18 protein-coding genes and 1 other RNA gene are annotated in these 22,548 nt (G+C 68.1%); 9 read left to right on the top strand and 10 right to left on the bottom strand.

Features of this window, described 5'->3' with window-relative positions:
• Nucleotides 1–252: 252 nt before the first annotated feature.
• Genes QWY80_RS14425 through QWY80_RS14410 form a run of 4 tightly spaced genes read left to right on the top strand, consistent with a single transcriptional unit; the run spans nucleotide 253 to nucleotide 6,507 of the window.
• Nucleotides 253–2,169, top strand: a complete 1,917-nt coding sequence (locus tag QWY80_RS14425; protein ID WP_290232828.1) for a bifunctional 5-dehydro-2-deoxygluconokinase/5-dehydro-2-deoxyphosphogluconate aldolase — start codon at nucleotides 253–255, stop codon at nucleotides 2,167–2,169.
• Between the two features lie 31 nt (nucleotides 2,170–2,200).
• On the top strand, nucleotides 2,201–4,051 hold the full coding sequence (gene iolD / locus QWY80_RS14420; protein WP_290232827.1) for a 3D-(3,5/4)-trihydroxycyclohexane-1,2-dione acylhydrolase (decyclizing): 1,851 nt from the start codon (nucleotides 2,201–2,203) through the stop codon (nucleotides 4,049–4,051).
• 26 nt (nucleotides 4,052–4,077) lie between these two features.
• Nucleotides 4,078–4,977 (top strand): myo-inosose-2 dehydratase, encoded by a 900-nt coding sequence (gene iolE, locus QWY80_RS14415; protein ID WP_290232825.1) that lies wholly within the window; start codon nucleotides 4,078–4,080, stop codon nucleotides 4,975–4,977.
• Between the two features lie 27 nt (nucleotides 4,978–5,004).
• The gene (locus tag QWY80_RS14410; protein WP_290232822.1) at nucleotides 5,005–6,507 is read left to right on the top strand and encodes a CoA-acylating methylmalonate-semialdehyde dehydrogenase; all 1,503 of its coding nucleotides are present in this window, start codon (nucleotides 5,005–5,007) and stop codon (nucleotides 6,505–6,507) included.
• A 57-nt stretch (nucleotides 6,508–6,564) separates the two neighbouring features.
• Here the strand turns inward: QWY80_RS14410 and QWY80_RS14405 are convergent, their stop codons facing one another.
• Nucleotides 6,565–6,687, bottom strand: coding sequence for a hypothetical protein (locus QWY80_RS14405; RefSeq protein ID WP_290232820.1), 123 nt, complete (start codon nucleotides 6,685–6,687; stop codon nucleotides 6,565–6,567).
• Nucleotides 6,688–6,833: 146 nt separating this feature from the next.
• Between QWY80_RS14405 and QWY80_RS14400 the strand changes: the two genes are divergently transcribed.
• On the top strand, nucleotides 6,834–8,543 hold the full coding sequence (locus QWY80_RS14400) for a purine-cytosine permease family protein (RefSeq protein ID WP_290232819.1): 1,710 nt from the start codon (nucleotides 6,834–6,836) through the stop codon (nucleotides 8,541–8,543).
• Between the two features lie 116 nt (nucleotides 8,544–8,659).
• On the opposite strand, the gene putA is transcribed toward QWY80_RS14400, so the two are convergent.
• From putA to lhpI, 4 genes are all read right to left on the bottom strand, one after another.
• Entirely contained in the window at nucleotides 8,660–12,325 is a 3,666-nt protein-coding gene (gene putA / locus QWY80_RS14395; protein ID WP_290232817.1) for a bifunctional proline dehydrogenase/L-glutamate gamma-semialdehyde dehydrogenase PutA, read from the bottom strand.
• A gap of 109 nt (nucleotides 12,326–12,434) precedes the next feature.
• Complete coding sequence (locus QWY80_RS14390) at nucleotides 12,435–13,712, bottom strand: NAD(P)/FAD-dependent oxidoreductase (protein ID WP_290232815.1); 1,278 nt, start codon at nucleotides 13,710–13,712, stop codon at nucleotides 12,435–12,437.
• Complete coding sequence (gene nhaC, locus QWY80_RS14385; protein ID WP_290232812.1) at nucleotides 13,709–15,166, bottom strand: Na+/H+ antiporter NhaC; 1,458 nt, start codon at nucleotides 15,164–15,166, stop codon at nucleotides 13,709–13,711. Before nhaC ends, QWY80_RS14390 begins: the two co-directional genes overlap by 4 nt.
• A 91-nt stretch (nucleotides 15,167–15,257) precedes the next feature.
• On the bottom strand, nucleotides 15,258–16,220 hold the full coding sequence (gene lhpI, locus QWY80_RS14380; protein ID WP_290232810.1) for a bifunctional Delta(1)-pyrroline-2-carboxylate/Delta(1)-piperideine-2-carboxylate reductase: 963 nt from the start codon (nucleotides 16,218–16,220) through the stop codon (nucleotides 15,258–15,260).
• 122 nt (nucleotides 16,221–16,342) lie between these two features.
• Here lhpI and QWY80_RS14375 point away from each other — a divergent pair, with 122 nt between their 5' ends.
• On the top strand, nucleotides 16,343–17,167 hold the full coding sequence (locus QWY80_RS14375) for a helix-turn-helix transcriptional regulator (RefSeq protein ID WP_290232808.1): 825 nt from the start codon (nucleotides 16,343–16,345) through the stop codon (nucleotides 17,165–17,167).
• 99 nt (nucleotides 17,168–17,266) lie between these two features.
• Here QWY80_RS14375 and nspC read toward each other — a convergent pair whose 3' ends face one another.
• The 4 genes from nspC to smpB all read right to left on the bottom strand — a co-directional run bounded on the left by nspC (nucleotide 17,267) and on the right by smpB (nucleotide 20,741).
• Complete coding sequence (nspC, locus tag QWY80_RS14370; protein WP_290232805.1) at nucleotides 17,267–18,433, bottom strand: carboxynorspermidine decarboxylase; 1,167 nt, start codon at nucleotides 18,431–18,433, stop codon at nucleotides 17,267–17,269.
• A 3-nt stretch (nucleotides 18,434–18,436) separates the two neighbouring features.
• Nucleotides 18,437–19,636 (bottom strand): saccharopine dehydrogenase family protein, encoded by a 1,200-nt coding sequence (locus QWY80_RS14365; RefSeq protein ID WP_290232802.1) that lies wholly within the window; start codon nucleotides 19,634–19,636, stop codon nucleotides 18,437–18,439.
• A gap of 192 nt (nucleotides 19,637–19,828) precedes the next feature.
• Nucleotides 19,829–20,209: a transfer-messenger RNA gene (gene ssrA, locus QWY80_RS14360) on the bottom strand.
• Between the two features lie 40 nt (nucleotides 20,210–20,249).
• Nucleotides 20,250–20,741, bottom strand: coding sequence for an SsrA-binding protein SmpB (gene smpB, locus QWY80_RS14355; RefSeq protein WP_290232800.1), 492 nt, complete (start codon nucleotides 20,739–20,741; stop codon nucleotides 20,250–20,252).
• A gap of 127 nt (nucleotides 20,742–20,868) precedes the next feature.
• On the opposite strand from smpB, the gene QWY80_RS14350 reads away from it, so the two are divergent.
• Together QWY80_RS14350 and QWY80_RS14345 are read left to right on the top strand one after the other, a co-directional pair.
• Nucleotides 20,869–21,303, top strand: a complete 435-nt coding sequence (locus QWY80_RS14350) for a type II toxin-antitoxin system RatA family toxin (RefSeq protein ID WP_290232797.1) — start codon at nucleotides 20,869–20,871, stop codon at nucleotides 21,301–21,303.
• Between the two features lie 3 nt (nucleotides 21,304–21,306).
• Nucleotides 21,307–21,603: an RnfH family protein gene (locus tag QWY80_RS14345; protein WP_290232796.1), complete on the top strand. Its 297-nt coding sequence runs from the start codon at nucleotides 21,307–21,309 to the stop codon at nucleotides 21,601–21,603.
• A 51-nt stretch (nucleotides 21,604–21,654) separates the two neighbouring features.
• Here QWY80_RS14345 and QWY80_RS14340 read toward each other — a convergent pair whose 3' ends face one another.
• Nucleotides 21,655–22,083 carry an outer membrane protein assembly factor BamE gene (locus QWY80_RS14340; protein ID WP_290232793.1) on the bottom strand — a complete coding sequence of 143 codons (429 nt, stop codon included), beginning with the start codon at nucleotides 22,081–22,083 and terminating at the stop codon, nucleotides 21,655–21,657.
• 72 nt (nucleotides 22,084–22,155) lie between these two features.
• Here QWY80_RS14340 and fur point away from each other — a divergent pair.
• On the top strand, nucleotides 22,156–22,548 hold a 393-nt coding region (fur, locus tag QWY80_RS14335; RefSeq protein ID WP_290232790.1), incomplete at its 3' end, for a ferric iron uptake transcriptional regulator.

Below are 22,548 nucleotides of genomic sequence, written 5' to 3'. Positions count from 1 at the left end.
CCCCCCGAGGGGGGCCGGGGCCGTTTCGTTTGTCGATCGCTGTCTCTCTTCCCGGTCACGGCGTCACGTCCATGCGACCAAAGCATAACGAATCATCTTTTCCATTTATTGATTGAATGGAATCTTTGTTCTAAACTGGTCTTCAATGAAACACACGGACTAAACGCGATTTCCAACAAACCGACCGGCCGAGCCGCGGAGCCGTGACATCCGCGCAGGGCTCGAGACTGGCCAAGCGTAGGATGTGATCTCATGAACGACACCAAGACACTGGACCTGATCTGCCTGGGGCGTGCCGCCGTCGACCTCTACGGCGACCAGCTCGGCAGCCGCCTGGAGGACATGAGTGGCTTCGCCAAGTACCTCGGCGGCTCGTCCGGCAACATCGCCTATGGCACCGCCCGCATGGGCCTGAAATCCGCCATGCTCACCCGGGTGGGCGACGAGCACATGGGACGCTTCGTGCGCGAGGAGCTGGCCCGGGCCGGAGTCGACACCAGCCATGTGGTGACCGACCCCGAGCGTCTCACTGGCCTGGTGATCCTGGGCATCAAGGACCGCGACACCTTCCCGCTGATCTTCTACCGCCACGACTGCGCCGACATGGCGGTCGACAGCGGCGACTTCGGCCCGGAGTTCATCGCTTCCAGCCGGGCGCTGCTGATCACCGGCACCCACTTCTCCACCGAGCAGACCTACCAGACCAGCAAGACCGCCATCGAATACGCCAAGGCGGCGGGCACCAAAGTGATCCTCGACATCGACTACCGGCCGGTGCTGTGGGGCCTGACCACCCTGGGCGATGGCGAGACCCGCTTCATCTCCGACGAGGGGGTCAGCCGCCACCTGCAGAGCATCCTGCCGGACCTGGACCTGGTGGTGGGCACCGAGGAAGAGGTGCATATCGCCGGCGGCAGCACCGATACCATCACCGCCCTGAAGAATATTCGCAAACTCACCGACGCCACCATCGTGCTCAAGCTGGGCGCCCAGGGCTGCACCGTGCTCGACGGCGAGATCCCCGGCAGCGAGGCCGACTTCGAGGTACATACCGGGGTGCGCGTCGAGGTACTCAACGTCCTGGGCGCGGGGGATGCCTTCCTGAGCGGCTTCCTGCGCGGCTGGCTGCGTGACGAGTCCCATGCGCACAGCTGTGCTTACGCCAACGCCTGCGGCGCCCTGGTGGTCTCCCGCCATGGCTGTGCCCCGGCCATTCCCAGCGGCGAGGAGCTCGACGACTACCTGGAGCGCGCCGAGTCGATCCCCCGCCCGGACCTCGACGAGCGGCTCAACTACCTGCATCGAGTCACCACCCAGCGCGCGCCCACCGAGTGGCGGGATCTGTGCATCCTGGCCTTCGACCACCGCAAGCAGCTGTTCGATATGGCCAGGGAAGAGGGCGCCGATCCGTCACGCATCAGCCCCCTCAAGCGCTTGCTGGTCCAGGCCACCGAGCGTGGCAGCGAGCGGCTGGGTGAGAGCCAGGTCGGCGTGCTGATCGACGATACCTACGGCCAGGATGCCCTCAACGACGTCACCGGCCGCGGCTGGTGGATCGGCCGGCCGGTGGAGTTGCCCAGTTCGCGGCCCATCGAGCTGGAGGGCGGCCGCAGCATCGGCTCGCGGCTCAAGACCTGGCCGCGCGAGCATATCGTCAAGTGCCTGGTGTTCTACCATCCCGAGGACCAGGTGGAGCTGCGACGCGCCCAGGAGCGCCAGGTGATCGAACTCTATCGCGCCTGCTGCGAGTCGGGCCACGAGCTGCTGCTGGAGATCATTCCGCCCCGTGACCTGGCCAGCGACGACGATACATACCTCAACGCCATGCAGCGCTTCTACAACCTGGGCGTGCAGCCCGACTGGTGGAAACTACCGCCCCAGACCCCGGCCGCCTGGCGTCGCATCGGCGACCTGCTCGCCGAGCGCGCGCCCCACTGCCGCGGCGTGGTGATGCTGGGCCTGGACGCGCCGGCCGAGGCGCTCAAGAAGGGGATCATGGATAGCGCGGGCGCCGAGGCGTGCAGGGGCTTTGCGGTGGGCCGCACCATCTTCGGCGAGCCGAGCCGCAAGTGGCTGCGCGGCGACTACGACGACGAGCAACTGATCGAGGCCGTAACGGCCAACTATGTCGAGCTGGTGGAAAGCTGGCAGGCGCGCCAGCGCGCCTGATCTCGAACGATCCTGTTGAAGGGTTACTGATATGAAGACTATCCGACTCACCATGGCCCAGGCCGTCGTCCGCTACCTGATGGCCCAGAAGGTCGAACTCGACGGCGAGATCAAGCCGCTGTTTCCCGGGGTCTGGGCGATCTTCGGCCATGGCAATGTGGCCGGCCTCGGCGAGGCGCTGTACCAGGCTCGGGAGCGCCTGCCCACCTATCGCGCCCACAACGAGCAGGGCATGGCGCATGCCGCCATCGCCTATGCCAAGACCCTCAATCGCCGTCAGGTGATGGCCTGCACCGCCTCGGCGGGGCCGGGCTCCACCAACATGGTCACCGCCGCCGCGGTGGCCCATGTCAACCGCCTGCCGGTGCTCTTCCTGCCGGGCGACACCTTCGCCACGCGCATGCCCGACCCGGTGCTGCAGCAGGTGGAGGCCTTCCACGACCACACCCTGACCACCAACGACTGCTTCAAGCCGGTGAGCCGCTTCTTCGATCGCATCACCCGCCCCGAACAGCTGCTCACCTCGCTGCCCCAGGCGGTGCGGGTGCTCACCGATCCGGTGGAGTGCGGTCCGGTCACCCTGGCGCTGCCCCAGGACATCCAGACCTTCGCCTACGACTACCCCGAGCACTTCTTCGCCGAGAAGGTGCACCGCCTGCGTCGCCAGGCCGCCGACCGCCAGGAGCTCGCGGAGGCCATCGCCCTGATCCGCCAGGCGAAGAAGCCGCTGGTGATCGCCGGGGGCGGGGCCCACTACTCGGGTGCCCTGGCGGAACTCGACGCCTTCGTCTCCGGCTACCACCTGCCGGTGGGCGAGACCCAGGCCGGCAAGGGCGCGCTGCCCTGGGACCATGAGCAGAACCTGGGCACCATCGGCGTCACCGGCGGCGCGGCCGCCAACGCCCTGGCCGCCGAGGCCGACCTGATCGTCGCCGTGGGCACCCGCCTGGGCGACTTCGCCTCCGGCTCCCGGGCGATGATCAATCCCGAGGCGAAGCTGCTCTCCCTCAACGTTGCCTCCTTCGATGCCGTCAAGCACAAGGGCCAGGCGCTGGTGGGCGATGCCAAGCTCAGCCTGCCGGAGCTGACCGCCGGCCTGGAGGGCTGGCGGCCCGAGGGCGCCTGGATCGAGCAGGCCGCCGAGCTGCGCGCCGACTGGAACCGCACCGTCGAGGAGGTGACGGCGGATCGGGGTACCGAGCTGCCCTGCGATGCCGAGGTGGTGGGGGCGGTCAATCGCGCCGCCGGTGACCAGGGCATCGTGGTGTGCGCCGCCGGCGGCCTGCCCGGCGAGCTGCAGAAGCTGTGGCGCACCCGCAACGACCGCGGCTACCACATGGAGTACGGCTACTCCTGCATGGGCTACGAGCTGGCCGGCGGCCTGGGCGCCAAGATGGCCAGGCCCGACGACGAGGTCTTCGTCATGGTCGGCGACGGCTCCTACCTGATGCTCAACTCCGAGATCGCCACCTCGGTGATGCTGGGCCACAAGATCATCGCCGTGGTGCTCGACAACCGCGGCTACGGCTGCATCCACCGCCTGCAGCAGTTCTGCGGCGGCCCCGGCTTCAACAACCTGCTCGACGACTGCCTGACCGTGGAGGGTGGCGCGCCCAAGACCGACTTCGCCGCCCATGCCGCGGCGCTGGGGGCGAAGGCCGAGCAGGTCGGCAATATCCAGGAGCTCGAGGCGGCGCTGGAGCGCGCCAAGGCCTCCGCTACCAGCTACGTGATCGCCATCGACACCGATGCGCTGGCCGATACCCAGGACGGCGGCTCCTGGTGGGACGTGGCGGTGCCCGAGGTCTCCGAGCGCGCCGAGGTCAAGGAAGCCCGTGAGCGCTACGAGGCCTACAAGGCCCGTCAGTTCCAGAACCTCTAACCCCAACAACGTTTCAGGAGTTCGCCATGAGCGTAAGACTGGGCATCAACCCGCTGACCTGGACCAACGACGATATGCCTTCTCTCGGCGGTGATACGCCTCTCGAGGTGTGTCTCTCCGAGGGCAGGCAGGCCGGCTTCTCCGGCTTCGAGCTGGGTCACAAGTTCCCCCGCGATCCCGAGGTGCTGGGCCCCATCCTCGACAAGCATGGCCTCTCCCTGGTCTCCGGCTGGTACAGCAGCTCGCTGCTGACCCGCAGCGCCGAGGAGGAGATCGAGGCGCTCAAGCCGCACTTGCACCTGCTCAAGTCGCTGGGCGCCACGGCGATGGTGTTCTGCGAGGTCACCCACTGCGTGCACGGCCAGCGCGATGTGCCGCTGTGCCATAGCCCGCGCATGAGCGAGGCGGAGTGGCAGACCTTCATCCCGCGCCTCAACGAGGTGGCCGACTACTGCCAGGAGCAGGGCGTGCGGATCGCCTATCACCACCATCTGGGCACGGTGATCGAGACCGAGGCAGAGGTCGAGCGGCTGATGGCCGAGACCCGGCCGTCGGTGGGGCTGCTGCTGGATTCCGGCCACCTGGTGGGCGCCGGCGGCGACCCGGTCGCCGTGCAGAAACGCTACGCCGAGCGCATCGTTCATGTGCACTGCAAGGACATCCGCAAGGAGGTGCTGGCCGACGTGCGCAACCGCGACCTGAGCTTCCTGGACGGCGTGCTGGGCGGCATGTTCACCGTGCCGGGCGACGGCTACATCGACTACGTGACCCTCTTCAAGGGGCTGCGCGAGAGCGGTTACGCGGGCTGGGTGGTGGTCGAGGCCGAGCAGGACCCCGCCGTGGCCCATCCGCTGACCTATGCCCGCCTGGGGCACGACAACCTGCAGCGCTTCTGCGCCGAGGCCGGCCTGATCGTTACCGAGTAATTCGAGACTTCAAGAGGAGCACCTCATATGAGCATTCTGGGCAACTTTATCCATGGCCAGGCCGTGGCCAGCCAGAGCGGGCGCACCGCGCCGGTCTACAATCCCGCCACCGGTGAAGAGAGCCTGCGGGTGGCCCTGTCGTCCGCCGACGAGACCCGCGAGGCGGTGCGCGTCGCCCATGAGGCCTTCGCCGGCTGGTCGAAGGTCACCCCGCTCAAGCGCTCGCGCATCCTGTTCCGGTTCAAGGCGCTGGTCGAGGAGCATGCCGACGAGCTGGCGCGGCTGATCTCCAGCGAGCACGGCAAGGTGTTCTCCGATGCCAAGGGCGAGGTGACCCGTGGCCTGGAGGTCGTCGAGTTCGCCTGCGGCATCCCGCACCTGCAGAAGGGCGAGCACTCCATGAACGTCGGCACCGGGGTGGACAGCTACTCGATGATGCAGCCGCTGGGGGTCTGTGCCGGCATCTCGCCGTTCAACTTCCCGGCCATGGTGCCGATGTGGATGTTCCCCATCGCCCTGGCCTGCGGCAACACCTTCGTGATGAAGCCCTCCGAGAAAGATCCGTCCACCTCGGTCCGCCTGGCCGAGCTGCTCAAGGAAGCCGGCCTGCCCGACGGCGTCTTCAACGTGGTCAACGGCGACAAGGAGTCGGTGGACGTGCTGCTCACCGACGAGCGGGTCGAGGCGGTGAGCTTCGTCGGCTCCACGCCCATCGCCGAGTACATCTATGCGACCGGCTCGGCCCATGGCAAGCGCGTCCAGGCCCTGGGGGGGGCCAAGAACCATATGGTGATCATGCCCGATGCCGACCTGGACCAGGCCGTCGGGGCGCTGATGGGGGCCGCCTACGGCTCCGCCGGCGAGCGCTGCATGGCCATCTCCGTGGCCGTGCCGGTGGGCGAGGAGACCGCCGAGCGCCTGCGCGAGAAGCTGGTCGCCGAGCTCGACAAGCTGCGCGTCGGTCCCGGGCTGGTGGATGGCCCCGACAACGACATGGGCCCGCTGGTCACCCGTGAGCACCTGGAGAAGGTCCGCGGCTACATCCAGACCGGCGTGGACGAGGGCGCCGAGCTGGTGGTCGACGGCCGTGAGACGCGCGTCGAGGGGGCCGGCGATGGCTTCTTCCTCGGTGGGTCGCTGTTCGATCACGTCACGCCGGGCATGCGCATCCACCGTGAGGAGATCTTCGGCCCGGTGCTGGCCATCGCCCGGGCGGCGAGCTTCGACGACGCCGTGGCGATGATCAACGACCACGAGTTCGGCAACGGCACCGCCATCTTCACCCGCGACGGCGACGCCGCGCGCCAGTACTGCGAGCAGATCCAGGTGGGGATGGTCGGCGTCAACGTGCCGATCCCGGTGCCCATGGCCTTCCACAGCTTCGGTGGCTGGAAGCGCTCGCTGTTCGGTCCGCTGCACATGCACGGCCCCGACGGCGTGCGCTTCAACACCCGCATGAAGACCATCACCCAGCGCTGGCCGAGCGGCATTCGTGAGGAGACCAACCACTTCACCATGCCGACCCACTGACGCCCAGTCTTGGGTTCGAAGCATGACCGCGCCGGGCCGAGTGCCCGGCGCGCTTTTTCAGAGGATGACGCCATGCCCCTCGTGACCATCGCCCCGGCGTGGCGCCAGCAGATCGCCGACCCGGTCAATGCCGCGGCGCGGTTTCTCGACGGTGCCGGCGGGGAATGTCCATTCTCTCATACTAAAGTATCGAATGAAATGTTTGTTCTGATCAGCATTGGAATGTATATTCCATTGTGCATCCGGGACCTGACGTCGGCTGCGGCCGGAAGGGGCGCTGCCCCGGTCCCGCCTCAACGACCATCCAACAACAGCGGGTGAGCGTCATGAGCATACAAGCGACCGACGCGTCTGCTTCCCCGGCCGGGGAAGACGTCGCGCAGAGCGATGAGCTCGAGTACCAACGCATCCCGCCCAGCAAGCAGCTGAGCGGCAAATACTTCCTCGGGGCCTACTCCGGGGAGCACGTGGCGGGCACCGAGTTCGTCATCGGTGCCGCCCTGGTGTCGCTGGGCGTCTCGACCAGCGACCTGATCTGGGGCCTGATTCTCGGTAACCTCATGGCGGTACTGTCCTGGGCCTGGGTCTGCAGCCCGGTGGCGACACGCTCGCGCATGACGGTCTACTGGTATCTGGCCCGCCTGGCGGGCAAGAAGGTCTCCTACCTCTACAACATCGTCAACGGCATCTTCTACGCCGTGGTGGCCGGCGCCATGATCACGGTGTCGGCCTCGGCGTTTCGGGCCATGACCGATATCCCGCCGCAGACCGGGCTCTACCCCACCAGCGTCAGCTTCGTGGTGCTGGCGCTTGGCGTGGGGGCCTTCACCGTCTTCCTGACCCTGAAGGGCTTCAAGCTGATCGCCAATTTCTCGACGGTCTGCGCGCCCTGGATGGCGACCATGTTCCTGGTCAGCGGCATCCTGTCCGTGCCGATCGTCACCCATCTGGGCACCCAGCAGGGCCTGAGCGGCCTGGGGGCGGTGCTCGACGGCCTGGTCTGGACCGGGCAGACGCCGGACGGCGAAGCGGGGATCAGCATCTGGGTCATCGCCGCCTGGGCCTGGGGCGTCAACCTGCCGATGCACCTGGGCATGAGCGACATGAGCATCCTGCGGTTCGCGCGCAAGTCTTCCTATGGCTACTTCTCCGCGGCCGGCATGTACATCGGCCACTTCATGGCCTGGGTGTGTGCCGGCATCATGGGCGCCACCGCCGCGCTGCTGCTCAAGGAACAGCTGATCGGGCTGGACCCGGGCGCCATCGCCTATCGCATCCTCGGCGCCATGGGTCTGGTGGCCGTGGTGGTCGCCGGCTGGACCACCTCGATCCCGAGCCTCTATCGGGCGGGTCTGGCCTTCCAGTCCGTGTTCCATCGCCACAAGCCCTTCAACGTCAGCCTGACGGTGGGCGCCGCCACCACCGTGATCGCTTGCTTCCCCTTCGCCTTCACCTCGCTCCTGGACGTCATGTCCTACCTGATCATGGCCATGGCGCCCATCGGTGCCATCATCGCCGCCGAGCACTTCGTGCTGCCCCGACTCGGCATCCGCCCGCTGTGGCGTGAGCATAAGGGCCTCGAGGACAACCGGCCCGCCCTCCTCACCTGGGTCGCCGGGGTGGCCGTGGGCATCCTCATGATCGGCCTGCCCCAGGTCCACCTGTTCACGGTGTTCATCCCGGTGTGGCTGACGTCCTTCGTCGTCTATCCGCTGCTGTGTCGCGTCATGGGGGTCGAGACCGAATCGGGTATCGACTACCACGAAGCGGCCTACGGTCCGGTGGAGCCGCCCGAGCTGCCCGGCGTCACCGCCCAGCCCCATCCGCCGGTCAATCGCCGCGACCCCTGGTACTTCCTGGCCCTTGCCTGTCTGGTGGTGATCCTGCTGGCGAGCTTCTGGGCCTGGAGCGGGGATGGCGCCGGCGCCATCGACTATGTCGAGACCTACAAGTGGCTGATCGTGCCGCTGACGGGGACCTACTTCGTCGCCGCCACGCTGTGGATACGCAACCGGCGCCAAGTCCGCGGCGAGTAAGTCCCTTTCCCCATCCACCGCGCCGTCAGAGAGGGCGCACCGGTCAGGGTGCGCCCATGCCCCTTCGCATGGGGACGATCGCTGGGGGGCGGTGTCACCCGACAGCGCCGGCGCGCCTATTCGGCCGTCGCCAGCAGGCTGGCGTTGCCGCCCGCGGCGGTGGTGTCGATGCACAGGTGGCGTTCCACCACGTAGCGCGCCGGCGCGATGGCCTGGGTCTCGAGCGAGACGATGGGGCCGTCGCGCTCGGCGAGCGCGAGGCGCAGCTCGCGGGTCCAGTCGCCGGCGCCGACCGCGGCCACCGCGGCGATGCCCTTGACCGCGCTCAGCGTCTCGGCCGCGACGCGGCCGTCGAGGGCGGCGACGGGGGCCCCGGCCTCGATCAGCGGCCGCACGGCCTGTGCCGCACCGGGGGCTGCGAGCACCGCCGCACAGCCCGCGCCGAGCGCCTGCGCCGCCTGGGCGATGGCGATATCGAGGGTCGGCCCCAGGCACAGCACCGGGCCCTTGGGATAGAACGACAGCCGGTTGCTTTCCCCCGTCGGCCCCGGCAGCGTATGCGGCGTCATGTCCAGGGCCGCGGTCTCGGCGAGCGCCTTGCGGATCACCCCGCGCTTGCCGGCGAGCGCGCGGCGCAGCACCTCGACCCGATCGGGACGCGCCGCCCAGTTGCGCGCGTCCAGGCCATCGAGGGCCGACTGCAGCGCCTCGAGGGACACGGCGTCGCCCTGGGGCGCCTCGTGACGCTCGGCGGCGGCGGTGCGGCGGAAGCGGTTGACGTAGAGCGGGCCGCCGGCCTTGGGCCCGGTGCCCGAGAGGCCCTCGCCGCCGAAGGGTTGTGAGCCGACGATGGCGCCGATCTGGTTGCGGTTGACGTAGACATTGCCGACATGGAGTCGCTCGACGACCTGCTGCACGCGGTCGTCGATCCGGGTGTGCAGGCCGAAGGTCAGCCCATAGCCCTTGGCGTTGATCGCATCGACCACCCCGTCGAGGTCCCGCGCCTTGAAGGTGGCCACGTGCAGCACCGGGCCGAAGATCTCGCGCTCGAGATCCTCGATGCCCCCGACCTCGACCACGGCGGGGGTGACGAAGGTGCCGACATCCGGCGCGGGCAGCGTCTTGAGCACCTTGCCGGCCTTCTGCTGCGTCGCCACATAGGCGGCGATGTCGGCCTGGGCCTCGGCGTCGATCACCGGCGAGACGTCGGTGTCGGTGTTCCAGGGATCGCCGATGGAGAGCGCGTCCATCGCCCCGTCGAGCATCGTCAGCAGCCGCTCGCGCGCCTCCTCCTGGACGTACAGCATGCGCAGCGCCGAGCAGCGCTGGCCAGCCGACTGGAAGGACGAGATCAGGATGTCGCGCACCGCCTGCTCGGTCAGCGCCGTCGAGTCCACGATCATGGCATTGAGCCCGCCGGTCTCGGCGATCAGCACCGCATCCGGCCCCGCGTTCTTCGCCAGGGCCTGGTGGATGAGCCGCGCCACCTCCGTCGAACCGGTGAAGCAGACGCCGGCGATCCGCGGGTCGCGGGTCAGCGGCCCGCCCACCGTCGGCCCGTCGCCGGGCAGCAACTGCAGCGCCGCTTCCGGCAGGCCGGCCTCGCGCATTAGCTCGACGGCGCGGGCGGCGATCAGCGGCGTCTGCTCGGCGGGCTTGGCGAGCACCGCGTTGCCGGCCGCCAGCGCCGCGGCGATCTGGCCGGTGAAGATGGCCAGCGGGAAGTTCCACGGGCTGATGCAGACGAAGATGCCGCGCGCCTCGCCCGGCTCCTCCGCCTCCAGCCGCTCGATCTCGCAGGCGTAGTAGCGCAGGAAATCCACCGCCTCGCGCACCTCGGCGATGCCGTCGAGGATCATCTTGCCGGCCTCGCGGGTGGCGATCACGGTCAGCTCGGCGATGTGCGCCTCATAGAGATCGGCGGTGCGGCGCAGCACCTCGACCCGCTCGGCCACCGGCCGCGCCGACCAGTCGCGGAAGCCGCCCTCGGCGGCGTCCAGCGCGGCCGCCACCTCGACGGGCGTCGCCTCATGCACCCGGCCGACCACCCGCGAGCCGTCGGCGGGCGACAGGGCATCGCGCGCCGCCCCCTGGGGGGCGGGGCTTCCGGCGAGCATGGGCGCGGCGGTCCAGGTCGTATCGGCGAACCTTTCGCGCGCCGCTAACAATGGCAGGATCGAGGCCGGCTCGTTGATCCGGTAGCCGCGGGAGTTCTTGCGCTCGGGGGCGAACAGCTCGCCGGGCTGGCGGATCAGCGGGCTGGCGATGGTGTCGCCCAGGCGCCGCATCCCGGCCACCGGGTCCTTCGCGACCTCGCTCGGGGGAATCGCCTCGTCCACCACCTGGTTGACGAACGAGGAGTTCGCCCCGTTCTCCAGCAGCCGCCGCACCAGGTAGGCCAGCAGGTCACGGTGTGCGCCGACCGGGGCGTAGATGCGGCAATGCGTGCCCTCCGCCTGCTTGACGATGTGGTGCAGCGATTCGCCCATGCCGTGCAGGCGCTGGAACTCGTAGCTGTCCTTGTCGTCGCCCGCCATGGCCACCACGGCGGCGCAGGTATGGGCGTTGTGGGTGGCGAACTGCGGATAGATGCGATCGCGCCGGTCGAGCAGCAGCTGCGCGCAGGCCATGTAGCTGACATCGGTGTTGACCTTGCGGGTGAAGACCGGGAAGGTCTCGACCCCCATCTCCTGCGACAACTTGATCTCGGTGTCCCAGTAGGCGCCCTTCACCAGCCGCACCATGATCCGGCGGTCGAGTCGTTCGGCCATCTCGTAGAGCGCCTCGATCACCGGGGCGGCGCGGCGCCCGTAGGCCTGCACCACGACCCCGAAGCCGTCCCAGCCGGCGAGGCCGGGATCGCCCAGCAGCGCCTCGATCACGTCGAGTGACAGGTCCAGGCGGTCCTGTTCCTCGGCGTCGATGTTGAAGCCGATGTTGGCCTTGGCCGCCTGCTGCACCAGCTCCAGGGCGCGCGGCACGAGGGTCGTCATCACCGTGTCGCGGTGGGTGGTTTCGTAGCGCGGGTGCAGCGCCGAGAGCTTCACCGAGATCCCGGGGCTTCCGCGCACGTCGCCCTTGGCCTGCTTGGCGATGGCGGCGATCGCCGTGGCGTAGGCCTGGTGATAGCGCCGCGCGTCGGCGTCGGTACGCGCCGCCTCGCCCAGCATGTCGTAGGAGTAGGTGTAGCCCTGCTTCTCGAGCTCGCGGGCATTCTTCATGCCCTCCTCGATGGTCTGGCCGAGCACGAACTGGCGGCCGAGGATCTTCATCGACTGGCCGACGGCGGTGCGCACCACCGGCTCGCCCATCCGCCGCACCAAGCCGCGCAGCGCCCGCACCGGCCCCTTGGGATCCTCTTCCAGCACCTTGCCGGTCAGCATCAGCGCCCAGGTCGAGGCGTTGACCAGCGACGACGAGGACTTGCCCAGGTGGGCGCCCCAGTCGGACGGCTCGATCTTGTCGTGGATCAGGTCGTCGATGGTCTCGGCATCGGGCACCCGCAGCAGCGCCTCGGCCAGGCACATCAGGCCGACGCCCTCCTCGGTCGAGAGCCCGTATTCGGCCAGGAACGCCTCCATCATCGAGGGCGAGGTCTCCTTGCGCACGCGCTCCACATAGTGGGCGCCGACCTCGGCCACCCGGCGCCGGTCGTCCTCCGACAGCTTGATCCGCTCGACGAGCCCGTGCAGCAGCGTTGCCTCGTCGATCGCATAATGGTCGCGGATGCGCGCCCGCGGCGCGCTCACGGCGCCCTGCGGATGAAGGTTGGCTTCGTTCATGCTAGATCTCCCCAGCGACGCGCATCGCCTCGTCGATATACCGTCTCGGATGGCGTCGTCATTGTCGAAAGTCATTCATCTAGCGTAGGCGCCCCGGCCGGGGTTGCGCCTACTCAGTTTTCCAGCGCCGCGAGAAGCGGGTCACCCGATAGGGGGCGAGGTCCAGGGCCGGGGCGTCTCCCGCCATGCGTGCGGCCAGCAACTCCGCGGTGATCGCCGCCTGGGTGAGGCCCAGGTGCTGGTGGCCGAAGGCGAAGTGCACCGCCGGAACGTCCGGATGGGTATCGATCACCGGCAGGGAGTCGGGCAGGGTCGGCCGGAAGCCCATCCACTCCTCTGCACCGTGGTCGAGGCCCTGCCGATCCGCCAGCAGGGCCCCGGCATGGCGGCGCAGCGAGGCATAGCGGCGCCTGATCGGAGCCAGCGAGAGCCCGCCCAGTTCGGTGAAGCCGACGATCCTCAGGCCGCAACGCATCGGCGTCATCACGCAGCGGCGTTCCGCCGAGCCCACCGGCTGGCGCAGTGGCTGCCCCCTCTGGGGCAGCGTGAGGTGATAGCCGCGCTCGGTCTCCAGCGGCACCTCGAGGCCCAGGTCACGGGCCAGGTGGTGGCTCCGGGCCCCCGCGGCGACCACCGCCCGGTCCGCGTCCCACTCGCCGGCGTCGGTATGCAGGCGAACGCCTTCGCCATACGGCTCGAGGCGCTCCACCCTCGTCTGGCGGATAACCCCGCCGCGGGCTTCGAAGGCCGCGGCCAGGCGCCGCACCAGGGCATGGGGATCGCGGACCTGGTGGGCGCCGGGGAAGGAGAGCCCATGGCTCAGCTCGCCCGTCAGGCCCGGCTCGCGGGCGCGAATCTCTTCCGCCTCGAGCCATTCCACCTCGATGCCCCAGTGCTGCAGGTGGGCCATCTGCGCCTTGGCCGCGGCCCGGCCCCGACCGGACTCCCAGACCAGCAGGTACCCCGAGGCCACCAACTCCTCCTCGGCGCCGATATCGGCCAGGCAGCGCCGCCAGGCGGCCACCGCGGCGCCGTTGAGGGCCGCCAGGGCCCGACGCCCCTCCGCGACCCGCGACGGGCGGGCCGCGGCGATAAAGCGCATCAGCCAGGGCGCCATCCGCGGCAGGTAGCGCAGCGGCATGGCCAGGGCCCCGTGGGGGTCGAGCCACAGGCGTGGCGCCTTGCTCAGGGTGGACGGCGTCGACAGGGGGTCGATCAGCTCGGTGGCCAGGAAACCGGCATTGCCGTAGGAGGCGCCCTCCCCCGGGCCCCGGGGGTCGAGCACGCTGACCGCATGCCCCTGGCGCTGCAGGGCCAGCGCGGTGGTCATGCCCACCACGCCGGCGCCGATCACCGCGATCCGGCAGGGGGAGGCGGCCCGGGTCATGCCCGGTCCTCCGCCACGGCCGCGTCCGCCGATGCCTCGGGCTCGGCCCGCCGGGAGAACCAGCCGAGCTGGGCATAGAGGATGCCGATCAGCGGTGACAGCCAGCAGGCGAAGGCCAGCGGGATATACAGCAGCTGGCTGAAATCACCGGCGGTCACGGTGAGTCCCAGGGCGCCCATCACGAAGGCACCGCCGGCATTCCACGGCACCAGCGGCGAGACCAGGGTGCCGCCCTCCTCGATGGCCCGGGCCAGGTTCAGCCGCGAGTAGCCCATCTGGTCGTAGGCGGGCTTGTACATGCGCCCCGGCAGGGCGATGGACAGGTAGACGTCGCCGGACACCACGTTGGTGGCGATGGAGGTCAGGATGGCGCTGGTCTGCAGCCCCCGGAATCCCCTGAGGCGCTTCATGATGGTCCCGACGATGGCTTCCAGGCAGCGGGTGCGCTCCAGGGCACCGCCGTAGGCCAGGGCGAACATCATCAGGGTCACCACCCAGGTCATCGAGGTGACGCCGCCGCGGTTGAGCAGGCTGTCCAGGGTCTCGGTGCCGGTCTCGATGGCGAAGCCGCTATGGGCGAAGGTCAGGGCATCGTGGAGGGACGCCCCCTGGGTCAGGATGGCGACGCCGCCGCCCAGCATCACCCCGGTGAACAGCGCCGGGATCGGGGCCACCTTGAAGAAGGCCAGGCCGATGACCACCACCAGCGGCAGCAGTTGCCAGACCCCCATCGCGAAGCTGTCGGCCAGCCCCCGCTGGATGAGGTCGATGCGTTCGAGGGAATCTCCGACCCCGGCCTCGGCGCCGCCGACCAGCCAGTAGATCGCCAGGGCGATCAGCATGGCGGGGACGGTGGTCGGCATCATGTAGCGGATATGGTCGAAGATATTGGTCTCGGTGACTGCCGGCGTCAGGTTGGTGGTATCCGACAGCGGCGAGACCTTGTCGCCGAAGAAGGCCCCGGAGACCACGGCCCCGGCGGTCCAGTAGATGGGCACGCCGAAGGCGTCGCCGATGCCGATCAGCGCCAGGCCCACGGTGCCGACGGTGGTCCAGGAGGAGCCGATGGACAGCGAGACCATCGCGCACATCAGCATGGCGGCGGCCAGGAACCAGCTCGGGTCGATCAGCTCGAGGCCCAGGTAGATCAGCATCGGCACGGTGCCGCTGGCGAGCCAGGTGCCCACCAGCATGCCGACGATGATCAGGGTGGCGATGGAGGGCATCGCCACGTGCAGCACCTTGAAGGCGCCGGCCTCGATGTCCTTCCAGCGATAGCCCTGCAGCCAGCCCACCACGGCGGTGATGCCGAAGCCGATGGCCAACGGGATATGCGGGGTGAAGTCGTCGTAGTAGAAGATCTGCACGCCGAGCAGCGCGATGGTCAGCACGATGGGGGTCAAGGCCAACGGCAGGCTCGGTACGGGGATCTCGGGGATTGAGTGGTCCTTCATCTTGCGTAACACTCCCGGGCGGGGTATGGCCCCACCCTGTTGTCGTTGTGTCAGGAGTCGAGGGATTGGGCAAGCGCAGCCCGCCCTCCGCTCAGGACGGCGCGCTACAGCGCTCGTAGGCCAGGATGGCCGCCGCCAGGTCCTCCACCGAGGCGCCCACCGACTTGAACACCGTGATGGCCTGGTCGGGAGCCTCGAGTGCGCGGCGGCCGGCATGGCGCTTGCCGCACAGGTCGGGGAAGTCGGCCAGGATGTCGGACTCCTGGATGACCCCCGTCTTCAGCGGATCGATCAGGTCGCCGGTCTCGCTCATGGCACCCTCACGGGTATCGACGAAGACCGCCCCGCGGCGCATCACCTCGTCGTCGGCCTCGCGCATGAAGGGGGTGAAGCTGCCGACCAGGTCCAGGTGAGTGCCGGGCGACAGCCACTCGCCCCGGATCAGCGGATCGCGACTCAGGGTGGCGCAGCTGATGATATCGGCCCGGCCGGCGGCCTCGGCCAGGCCGTCCTCCGGCACCGCCTCGGCGTCGATCCCCTCGGCGCGGAATTCCTCCGCCAGGGTCCGGGCCGAGGCCTCACGAATGTCCCAGATGCGCACCCGCTGGATCGGCCGGATGGCTCGGTGCGCCGGAATCAACCGGCGGGCCATGCGCCCGGCGCCGACCATTAGCAGCTCGCCGGCGTCCTCGCGGGCCAGGTAGCGCGCCGCCAGGGCGGACGCGGCCGCCGTGCGGCGGGCGGTCAGCTCATTGGCCTCGAACTGGGCCAGGTGATGGCCGGTACGCGCGCAGCTCAGCAGGTAGTGGCCGGTGAGGCCGGGTAGCCCCCGGGCACTGTTGCCGGGGAAGACGTTGACCTGCTTGATGCCGAGGTACTGACCCTCGATCCAGGCCGGCATCAGCAGCAGGGTCGCCTCCGGGTCGCCCGGCACCTGCAGGTGATGGTGGTGGCGTACCGGCGAGTGCACGGTGCGGGTGAAGATAGCGTCCAGCGCTTCCACCAGGGCGCCCCAGGGCAGGCTGGTGGTTACTTGTTCGGCGTCGAGATACATGTCAACCTCATTTCAACTGTGCCCAAGGCCAGTCTATGAGGGCTATCGACCCGGGCTCTTGACCCTGTCTCCGCAAGCGTTGATTCAGGCTACGCAATCGTCGCGGGCCTCGAGGGAATGCCATGCCACATACGCAGGCCCGCTGTAATCGCATCGCCCGTACATCCGGCGAGCATTGCCACGACTACCCCCAACTGATGCTCGGGTGGCGGGGTGCCATGGACTACGAGTTCAGTCCCGGAGGAGAGCGGCTCGTGCTGGGGCAGGCCGCCATCTTGCCGCCCGGCGAACCCCACCTTTACCTGGGCCGCAATGACGACTGCGAGGTCCTGGTGCTCGACCTCGACGCCGACGACCCCTGCCTGATGGCACTGGAGCAGAGCTGTACGCTGGACTTGTGCGAATCCCTGTTCGCCGAGCCTCGCACCCTCAGTCTCCCGCCCACCCTGGTGCCCATGGTGGAGTTCGCCACCGGCCAACTGAAGCTGGCCCATACCCCGGAGCAGCGCGCCCTGATCAATCACCAGCTGGCCGTGCTGTTCGTGAGCCAGTTCAGCCAGCTCCTCGCCCAGGGCGACAGGGAGGCACTCCGGCATGGTCGCCTGTGCGCCGCGGCGCTCGACGCCTTCATCGACGAGCGCCTGGCCCTGCCCCCCGACAATCGGACCCTGGCCGAGGCCATGCACCTCGGCCAGAGCCAGCTTCACCTGCTCTGCCGGCGCCAGTTCGGGCTCACCCCGCAGCAGTACGTGATGCGCCGCCGCCTGAGCTGGGCCTCTCACTGGCTGCGCCAGACGCATCGCTCGGTCAGCGAGATCGCCCTCGACCTGGGGTTTGCCGATGTATCGAGCTTTTCACGCGCCTATCGACGCAGGATGGGCCATTCACCCCGTGCCGAGCGAAACGCTGAGCGCCAATCGGCCTCGCACCTCCCGCTTTCCGGGTAGGCGCCGGATGAACGACCTGCCGAGAGGCCCACACTTAGTACACGAAAAACGCCACGACCCCAGGGTCGTGGCGTTTCCATTCACGGATGCAGCGGTGGCTCAGCTCAGCCGCTGCATATAGTCCACATAGCCGAAGGTCTTCACCGTGCGCACCGCGCGGCGCGCCTCGTCGACCCGGCAGATCGACGGCAGGCGGATGCCGTTGAAGGTGGTGGTCTTGACCATGGTGTAGTGGGCCATGTCGGTGAACACCAGGCGATCGCCGATCTCGAGCGGCGCATCGAAGCTGTACTCGCCGACCACATCGCCGGCGAGACACGTCAGGCCGCCCAGCCGGTAGGTGTGGGCCTTCTCGCCGGGCTCGCCGGCGCCGATGATCTCGGGCCGGTAGGGCATCTCCAGCACGTCGGGCATGTGCGCGGTGGCGGAGGTGTCGAGGATGGCGATGGGGCCGTCGTTCTCCACGATGTCCAGCACCGAGCAGACCAGGTAGCCGGTGTTGAGCGCGATCGCCTCGCCGGGTTCCAGGTAGACGGTGAGGTGCGGATGGCGCGCCTTGAAGTCGCGGACCACCCGCACCAGCCGCTCGACGTCGTAGTCGTCGCGGGTGATGTGGTGGCCGCCGCCGAAGTTCATCCACTGCAGGCCCGCCAGGTAGTGGCCGAACTGGGCCTCGAAGGCCGCGAGGGTCTCCTCGAAGGCGTCGCTGTTCTGCTCGCACAGGGTGTGGAAGTGCAGCCCCTCGAGGCCCTCGAGGTCGTCCGGCCTGAGGTCCGCGGCCCGGGTACCGAGCCGTGAGCCCGGGGCACAGGGGTCGTAGAGCGGCACCGCACCGGTGGAGTGCTCCGGATTGACCCGCAGGCCGCAGGAGACCCGGCGTGGCGCCCCCGCGATCCGGCTGCGGAAGCGCCGCCACTGGCCCGGCGAGTTGAAGCTCAGGTGATCGGCGTAGCGCAGCACCACGTCCATCTCCGGCTCGGTGAAGGCCGGCGAGTAGACGTGCACCTCGCCGCCGAAGGTCTCGGCACCGAGGCGTGCCTCGTCCTGGCCGCTGGAGGTGGTCCCCATCAGGTACTCGCGGATCATGGGGAAGCAGTCCCACATGGCGAAGCCCTTGAGCGCCAGCAGGATCCGCGCCCCGCAGCGCGACTGGACCTCGCCGAGGCGCTCCAGGTTGCGGCGCAGCAGGGCGTCGTCCACCACGTAGGCCGGCGAGGGGCAGGCGTGGATGTCGAACGGGTAGACCGTCTTGTCCCTAGCTGCCATCGATCAGCCCAGCGGGTCGTGGTCGGGGTCGAGTTCGACCATCTGCCAGGGCAGGCCCATGTCGCCGATGCGCTCCATGAAGGGGTTGGGGTCGAGCTGCTCGACGTTGAACACGCCCTCGCCCCGCCAGATGCCCTCGAGCATCAGCATGGCGCCGGTCACCGCCGGCACGCCGGTGGTGTAGGAGATGGCCTGGGACTTGACCTCCTCGTAGCACGCCTGGTGGTCGCAGATGTTGTAGATATGCACCTTGCGCCGTTTGCCGTCCTTGATGCCATCGAGGATCACGCCGATGTTGGTCTTGCCCTTGGTGCGCGGGCCCAGCGAGGCCGGGTCGGGCAGCACCGCCTTGAGGAACTCCAGCGGGGCGACCTCGCAGTCGCCGACCTTGATCGGCTTGATGCTGGTCATGCCCACGTTCTCCAGCACCTTGAGGTGGGTGATGTACTTGTCGGAGAAGGTCATCCAGAAGCGGATGCGCTCCAGGCCCTTGATGTTCTGGCTGAGGGATTCGAGCTCCTCGTGATAGAGCAGGTAGAGGTCCTTCTCGCCGATGCCGTCGAAGTCGAAGGTGCGCTTCTCGGCCAGCGGCGCGGTCTCCTTCCACTCGCCCTTCTCCCAGTAGCGGCCATTCGCGGTGATCTCGCGGATGTTGATCTCGGGGTTGAAGTTGGTGGCGAAGGGGTAGCCGTGGTCGCCGCCGTTGGCGTCCAGGATGTCGATGCGGTGGATCTCGTCGAACAGGTTCTTCTGGGCATAGGCGCAGTAGATGTTGGTCATGCCCGGGTCGAAGCCGCAGCCCAGGGTGGCCATGTTGCCGGCGCGGGCGTAGCGCTCCTGGAAGGCCCACTGCTCCTTGTACTCGAACTTGGCCTCGTCGGGGTGCTCGTAGTTGGCGGTGTCGAGGTAAGGCACGCCGGTGCGCAGGCACGCCTCCATGATGGTCAGGTCCTGATAGGGCAGGGCCACGTGGATCAGCACGTCGGGCCGGAACGACTCGATCAGCGCGACCAGCGCCTCGACGTCGTCGGCGTCCACCTGGGCGGTCTGGATGGGGCGATCCAGCTGGGCGGCGATCGCCTGGCACTTCGCCTCGTTGCGGCTGGCCAGCAGGATCTCGCCGAAGACCTCGGGATGCTGGGCGCACTTGTGGGTGACGACACCGCCGACGCCGCCGGCGCCGATAATCAGGACTTTGCTCATGGGTACGAATCCAGATCGGGGAAATGGAAAGGGGCGACGAGAGGGCGCAGATGATCGCCCCCCCTGAGGCTGGCCGCAAGGGGTTTTTGCGTCAAGGGTGAGACGAAAGTCGAGGGGGAGGGGCGAGGGTGGCGGACCGGCCGGGTGCGACACGAAAAAAGCACCCGTAGGTGCTTGATTCGCTTGCTGAAGTGGTGGAGGCGGCGGGGATCGAACCCGCGTCCGCCGGCACTCGCCCATTGGCTCTACATGCTTAGATTCCGTCTTCTGATTTAACGCCCCTGGCTCCGACGGTCAGGATCCAGCGACGCGATTCCTCTTGGATTTAACGACCGGCGAGAGGACACCACCGATCGCGATCCCATCAGTCTTGGCTCGTATCCCCTCCGTGATGAATGGGCACATCACTTCGGGGCCGGGCTAGAAGCTAGCGGCTGTTAAGCTGCCAGCGCGCCCTGAGCGTAGTTTTCGTCGTTTGCGACTATTTAATCGTGATGTTGGATTTACGAGATACATCACGCTCTCGGCATGCACCGCAGGGATTGTCACCGGCGTCGAAGCCATGTCGCCCCCGTAGTCACCATCCTAACAGGATGTGCGACTTTGTGACAGATCAGGCCTTGATTTGTTCCCGCATGATGCGCCCCTTCTGGCGCTTCCAGTCGCGGTCCTTCTCGGTGGCCCGCTTGTCGTGCAGCTTCTTGCCCGTCACCAGCGCCAGCTCGCACTTCACCAGGTTGCGCTTCCAGTAGAGCTTGAGCGGCACGCAGGTGTGCCCCTTGTCCTGGGTGCGCGAGAAGATCCTGGCGATCTCTTTCCTGTGCAGCAGCAGCTTGCGGGTGCGCGTGGGGTCGGCCACCTCATGGGTGCTGATGGTGTTGAGCGGCGTGATGTGGCTGCCCAGCAGCCAGGCCTCGCCGTTCTTGACCAGGATGTAGGTGTCGGTGAGCTGGGCCTTGCCCGCGCGCAGGCTCTTGACCTCCCAGCCCGACAGCGCCAGGCCGGCCTCGAAGGTCTCGTTGATGTGGTACTCGAAGCGCGCCTTCTTGTTCAAGGCGATGACGTTGCTGCCGGGGCCCTTGCCCTTGCCTTTCTTGTTGGCCATGAAACCTCGTATCGTGTTCGTGCCCGTGGCGGCTGCCCTCCACATGGGGGGAAGCGTGGTACCATTCAAGGCCTGAAATGACGGCTCATGATACGCCCTGGGCACTGTGAAGTCAGCGGAGAGCTCAATGCCAACGGTCAACCGAACCGCCATGGTGCGGCATACCCCCCAGGACATGTTCGATCTGGTCAACGATTTCGAGCGCTACCCGGAGTTCCTGCCGGGCTGTCGGCGTGCCCGCCTGATCGAGCGCGACGAGGCGCACCTGATCGGTGAGATGACCCTGGGGCGGGCGGGCATCGAGCAGAGCATCATGACCCGCAACGACCTGATCGAGCCGGAGCGCATCGAGATGTCGCTGGTGCGCGGCCCCTTCAAGCGCCTGCGTGGTCGCTGGCTGTTCATCCCCATGGGCGAGGATACCTGCAAGGTGAGCCTGGAGATGGAGTTCGAGTTCGCCAATCGCCTGCTGGGCATGGCCTTCGGCAAGCTCTTCCAGCAGGTGGCGGGGCAACTGGTGGACTCCTTCACCCACCGTGCCGACGACATCTACGGGCGCTGAGCCATGGCCGAGATCGACGTGGAGGTGGCCTTCGCCCTGCCCGGGCGGCAGCGCCTCGTCGCCCTCCGGGTGCCGCTGGGCACCACGGCCCGCGAGGCGGTGGCGCGGGCCGGCCTGGAGGCGGCGTTTCCCGAGCTGCCGCCGGAGACCTTCCGCGAGGCCGACCTGGGGATCTTCGGCCGGCTGCTGCGCGACCCGGACCATCACCGCCTGCGTGCCGGCGACCGCATCGAGGTCTACCGGCCGTTGACCATCGACCCCAAGGCGGCCCGGGCGGCGCGTGCCGCCCACAAACGCTGACGCCCCGCCGGGCGAGCCGCGGCGGGGCGTCGGGGCCAGGCTGGCCCGGGGTCAGAGGTCGCCGTCGTCCCGGGACACGCTGCCCTGGGTCGGCTGGGCGCTGGCACCTTCCACCTGGGGGCCGACGCCCTCCACCGGGCTCAGCTCGATCTCCTCGTCGAGCTCGCCCTCACGCTGGATGTCCATCAGGCGATTGCCGTCGAAGGTCAGGGTCACCCGGCGCCGTTCGACCCCCTCGTAGGCCTCGTCGAGGTAGAAGACGTAGTCCCATTCATTGGCGTCGAAGGGCGCCTCCAGCAGCGGTCGACCCATCACATGGACGACGTCGTCGCGGGTCATGCCCGGTTGCAACTGGTTCACCATCTCGGCGGTCACCAGGTTGCCCTGGGGGATGTCGCGCTTGTAGACCCCGAAATAGCTGCAGCCGCTGGCCATCAGCAGGGCGGCGCTAAGGGTGACGATTCTGGTCAACTTTTGCATTTAGGCCCGTTCTTCACTATCGTGGTTTCGGTCGATCATACCCGACCCTACACGATACTGCGAAGAGCGAACATGGCCGACCAGAACCATGAACTACGCAAGGCCGGTCTGAAGGTGACCCTGCCGCGCGTCAAGATCCTGCAGATCCTCGAGAACGCTCAGGGCGAGCATCACCTGAGCGCCGAGGACGTCTACAAGACCCTGCTGGATGCCGGCGAGGATGTGGGCCTGGCCACCGTCTATCGCGTGCTGACCCAGTTCGAGACCGCGGGCCTGGTGGTGCGCCACAACTTCGATGGCGGCCATGCCGTCTTCGAGGTTTCCCAGGAGGACCACCATGACCACATGGTGTGCCTGGAGAGCGGCGAGATCATCGAGTTCTTCGATGAAACCATCGAGCGTCGCCAGCAGGAGATCGCCGAGGAGCATGGCTACGAACTCGTCGACCATGCCCTGGTCCTCTAT

The sequence above is a fragment of the Halomonas ramblicola genome (assembly GCF_030409215.1).
In the GTDB taxonomy this organism is placed as follows: domain Bacteria; phylum Pseudomonadota; class Gammaproteobacteria; order Pseudomonadales; family Halomonadaceae; genus Halomonas; species Halomonas ramblicola.
This window is presented reverse-complemented; position numbering and strand designations above follow the sequence as displayed.

Coding starts and splice junctions, on each gene's coding strand:
- QWY80_RS14375 (WP_290232808.1), top strand. CDS start 16,343: ATGCCACATACGCAGGCCCGCTGTAATCGCATCGCCCGTACATCCGGC.
- QWY80_RS14410 (WP_290232822.1), top strand. CDS start 5,005: ATGAGCATTCTGGGCAACTTTATCCATGGCCAGGCCGTGGCCAGCCAG.
- QWY80_RS14345 (WP_290232796.1), top strand. CDS start 21,307: ATGGCCGAGATCGACGTGGAGGTGGCCTTCGCCCTGCCCGGGCGGCAG.
- putA (WP_290232817.1), bottom strand. CDS start 12,325: ATGAACGAAGCCAACCTTCATCCGCAGGGCGCCGTGAGCGCGCCGCGG.
- QWY80_RS14405 (WP_290232820.1), bottom strand. CDS start 6,687: ATGAGAGAATGGACATTCCCCGCCGGCACCGTCGAGAAACCGCGCCGC.
- lhpI (WP_290232810.1), bottom strand. CDS start 16,220: ATGTATCTCGACGCCGAACAAGTAACCACCAGCCTGCCCTGGGGCGCC.
- smpB (WP_290232800.1), bottom strand. CDS start 20,741: ATGGCCAACAAGAAAGGCAAGGGCAAGGGCCCCGGCAGCAACGTCATC.
- QWY80_RS14425 (WP_290232828.1), top strand. CDS start 253: ATGAACGACACCAAGACACTGGACCTGATCTGCCTGGGGCGTGCCGCC.
- nhaC (WP_290232812.1), bottom strand. CDS start 15,166: ATGAAGGACCACTCAATCCCCGAGATCCCCGTACCGAGCCTGCCGTTG.
- iolE (WP_290232825.1), top strand. CDS start 4,078: ATGAGCGTAAGACTGGGCATCAACCCGCTGACCTGGACCAACGACGAT.
- QWY80_RS14350 (WP_290232797.1), top strand. CDS start 20,869: ATGCCAACGGTCAACCGAACCGCCATGGTGCGGCATACCCCCCAGGAC.
- QWY80_RS14340 (WP_290232793.1), bottom strand. CDS start 22,083: ATGCAAAAGTTGACCAGAATCGTCACCCTTAGCGCCGCCCTGCTGATG.
- QWY80_RS14365 (WP_290232802.1), bottom strand. CDS start 19,636: ATGAGCAAAGTCCTGATTATCGGCGCCGGCGGCGTCGGCGGTGTCGTC.
- iolD (WP_290232827.1), top strand. CDS start 2,201: ATGAAGACTATCCGACTCACCATGGCCCAGGCCGTCGTCCGCTACCTG.
- nspC (WP_290232805.1), bottom strand. CDS start 18,433: ATGGCAGCTAGGGACAAGACGGTCTACCCGTTCGACATCCACGCCTGC.
- QWY80_RS14390 (WP_290232815.1), bottom strand. CDS start 13,712: ATGACCCGGGCCGCCTCCCCCTGCCGGATCGCGGTGATCGGCGCCGGC.
- QWY80_RS14400 (WP_290232819.1), top strand. CDS start 6,834: ATGAGCATACAAGCGACCGACGCGTCTGCTTCCCCGGCCGGGGAAGAC.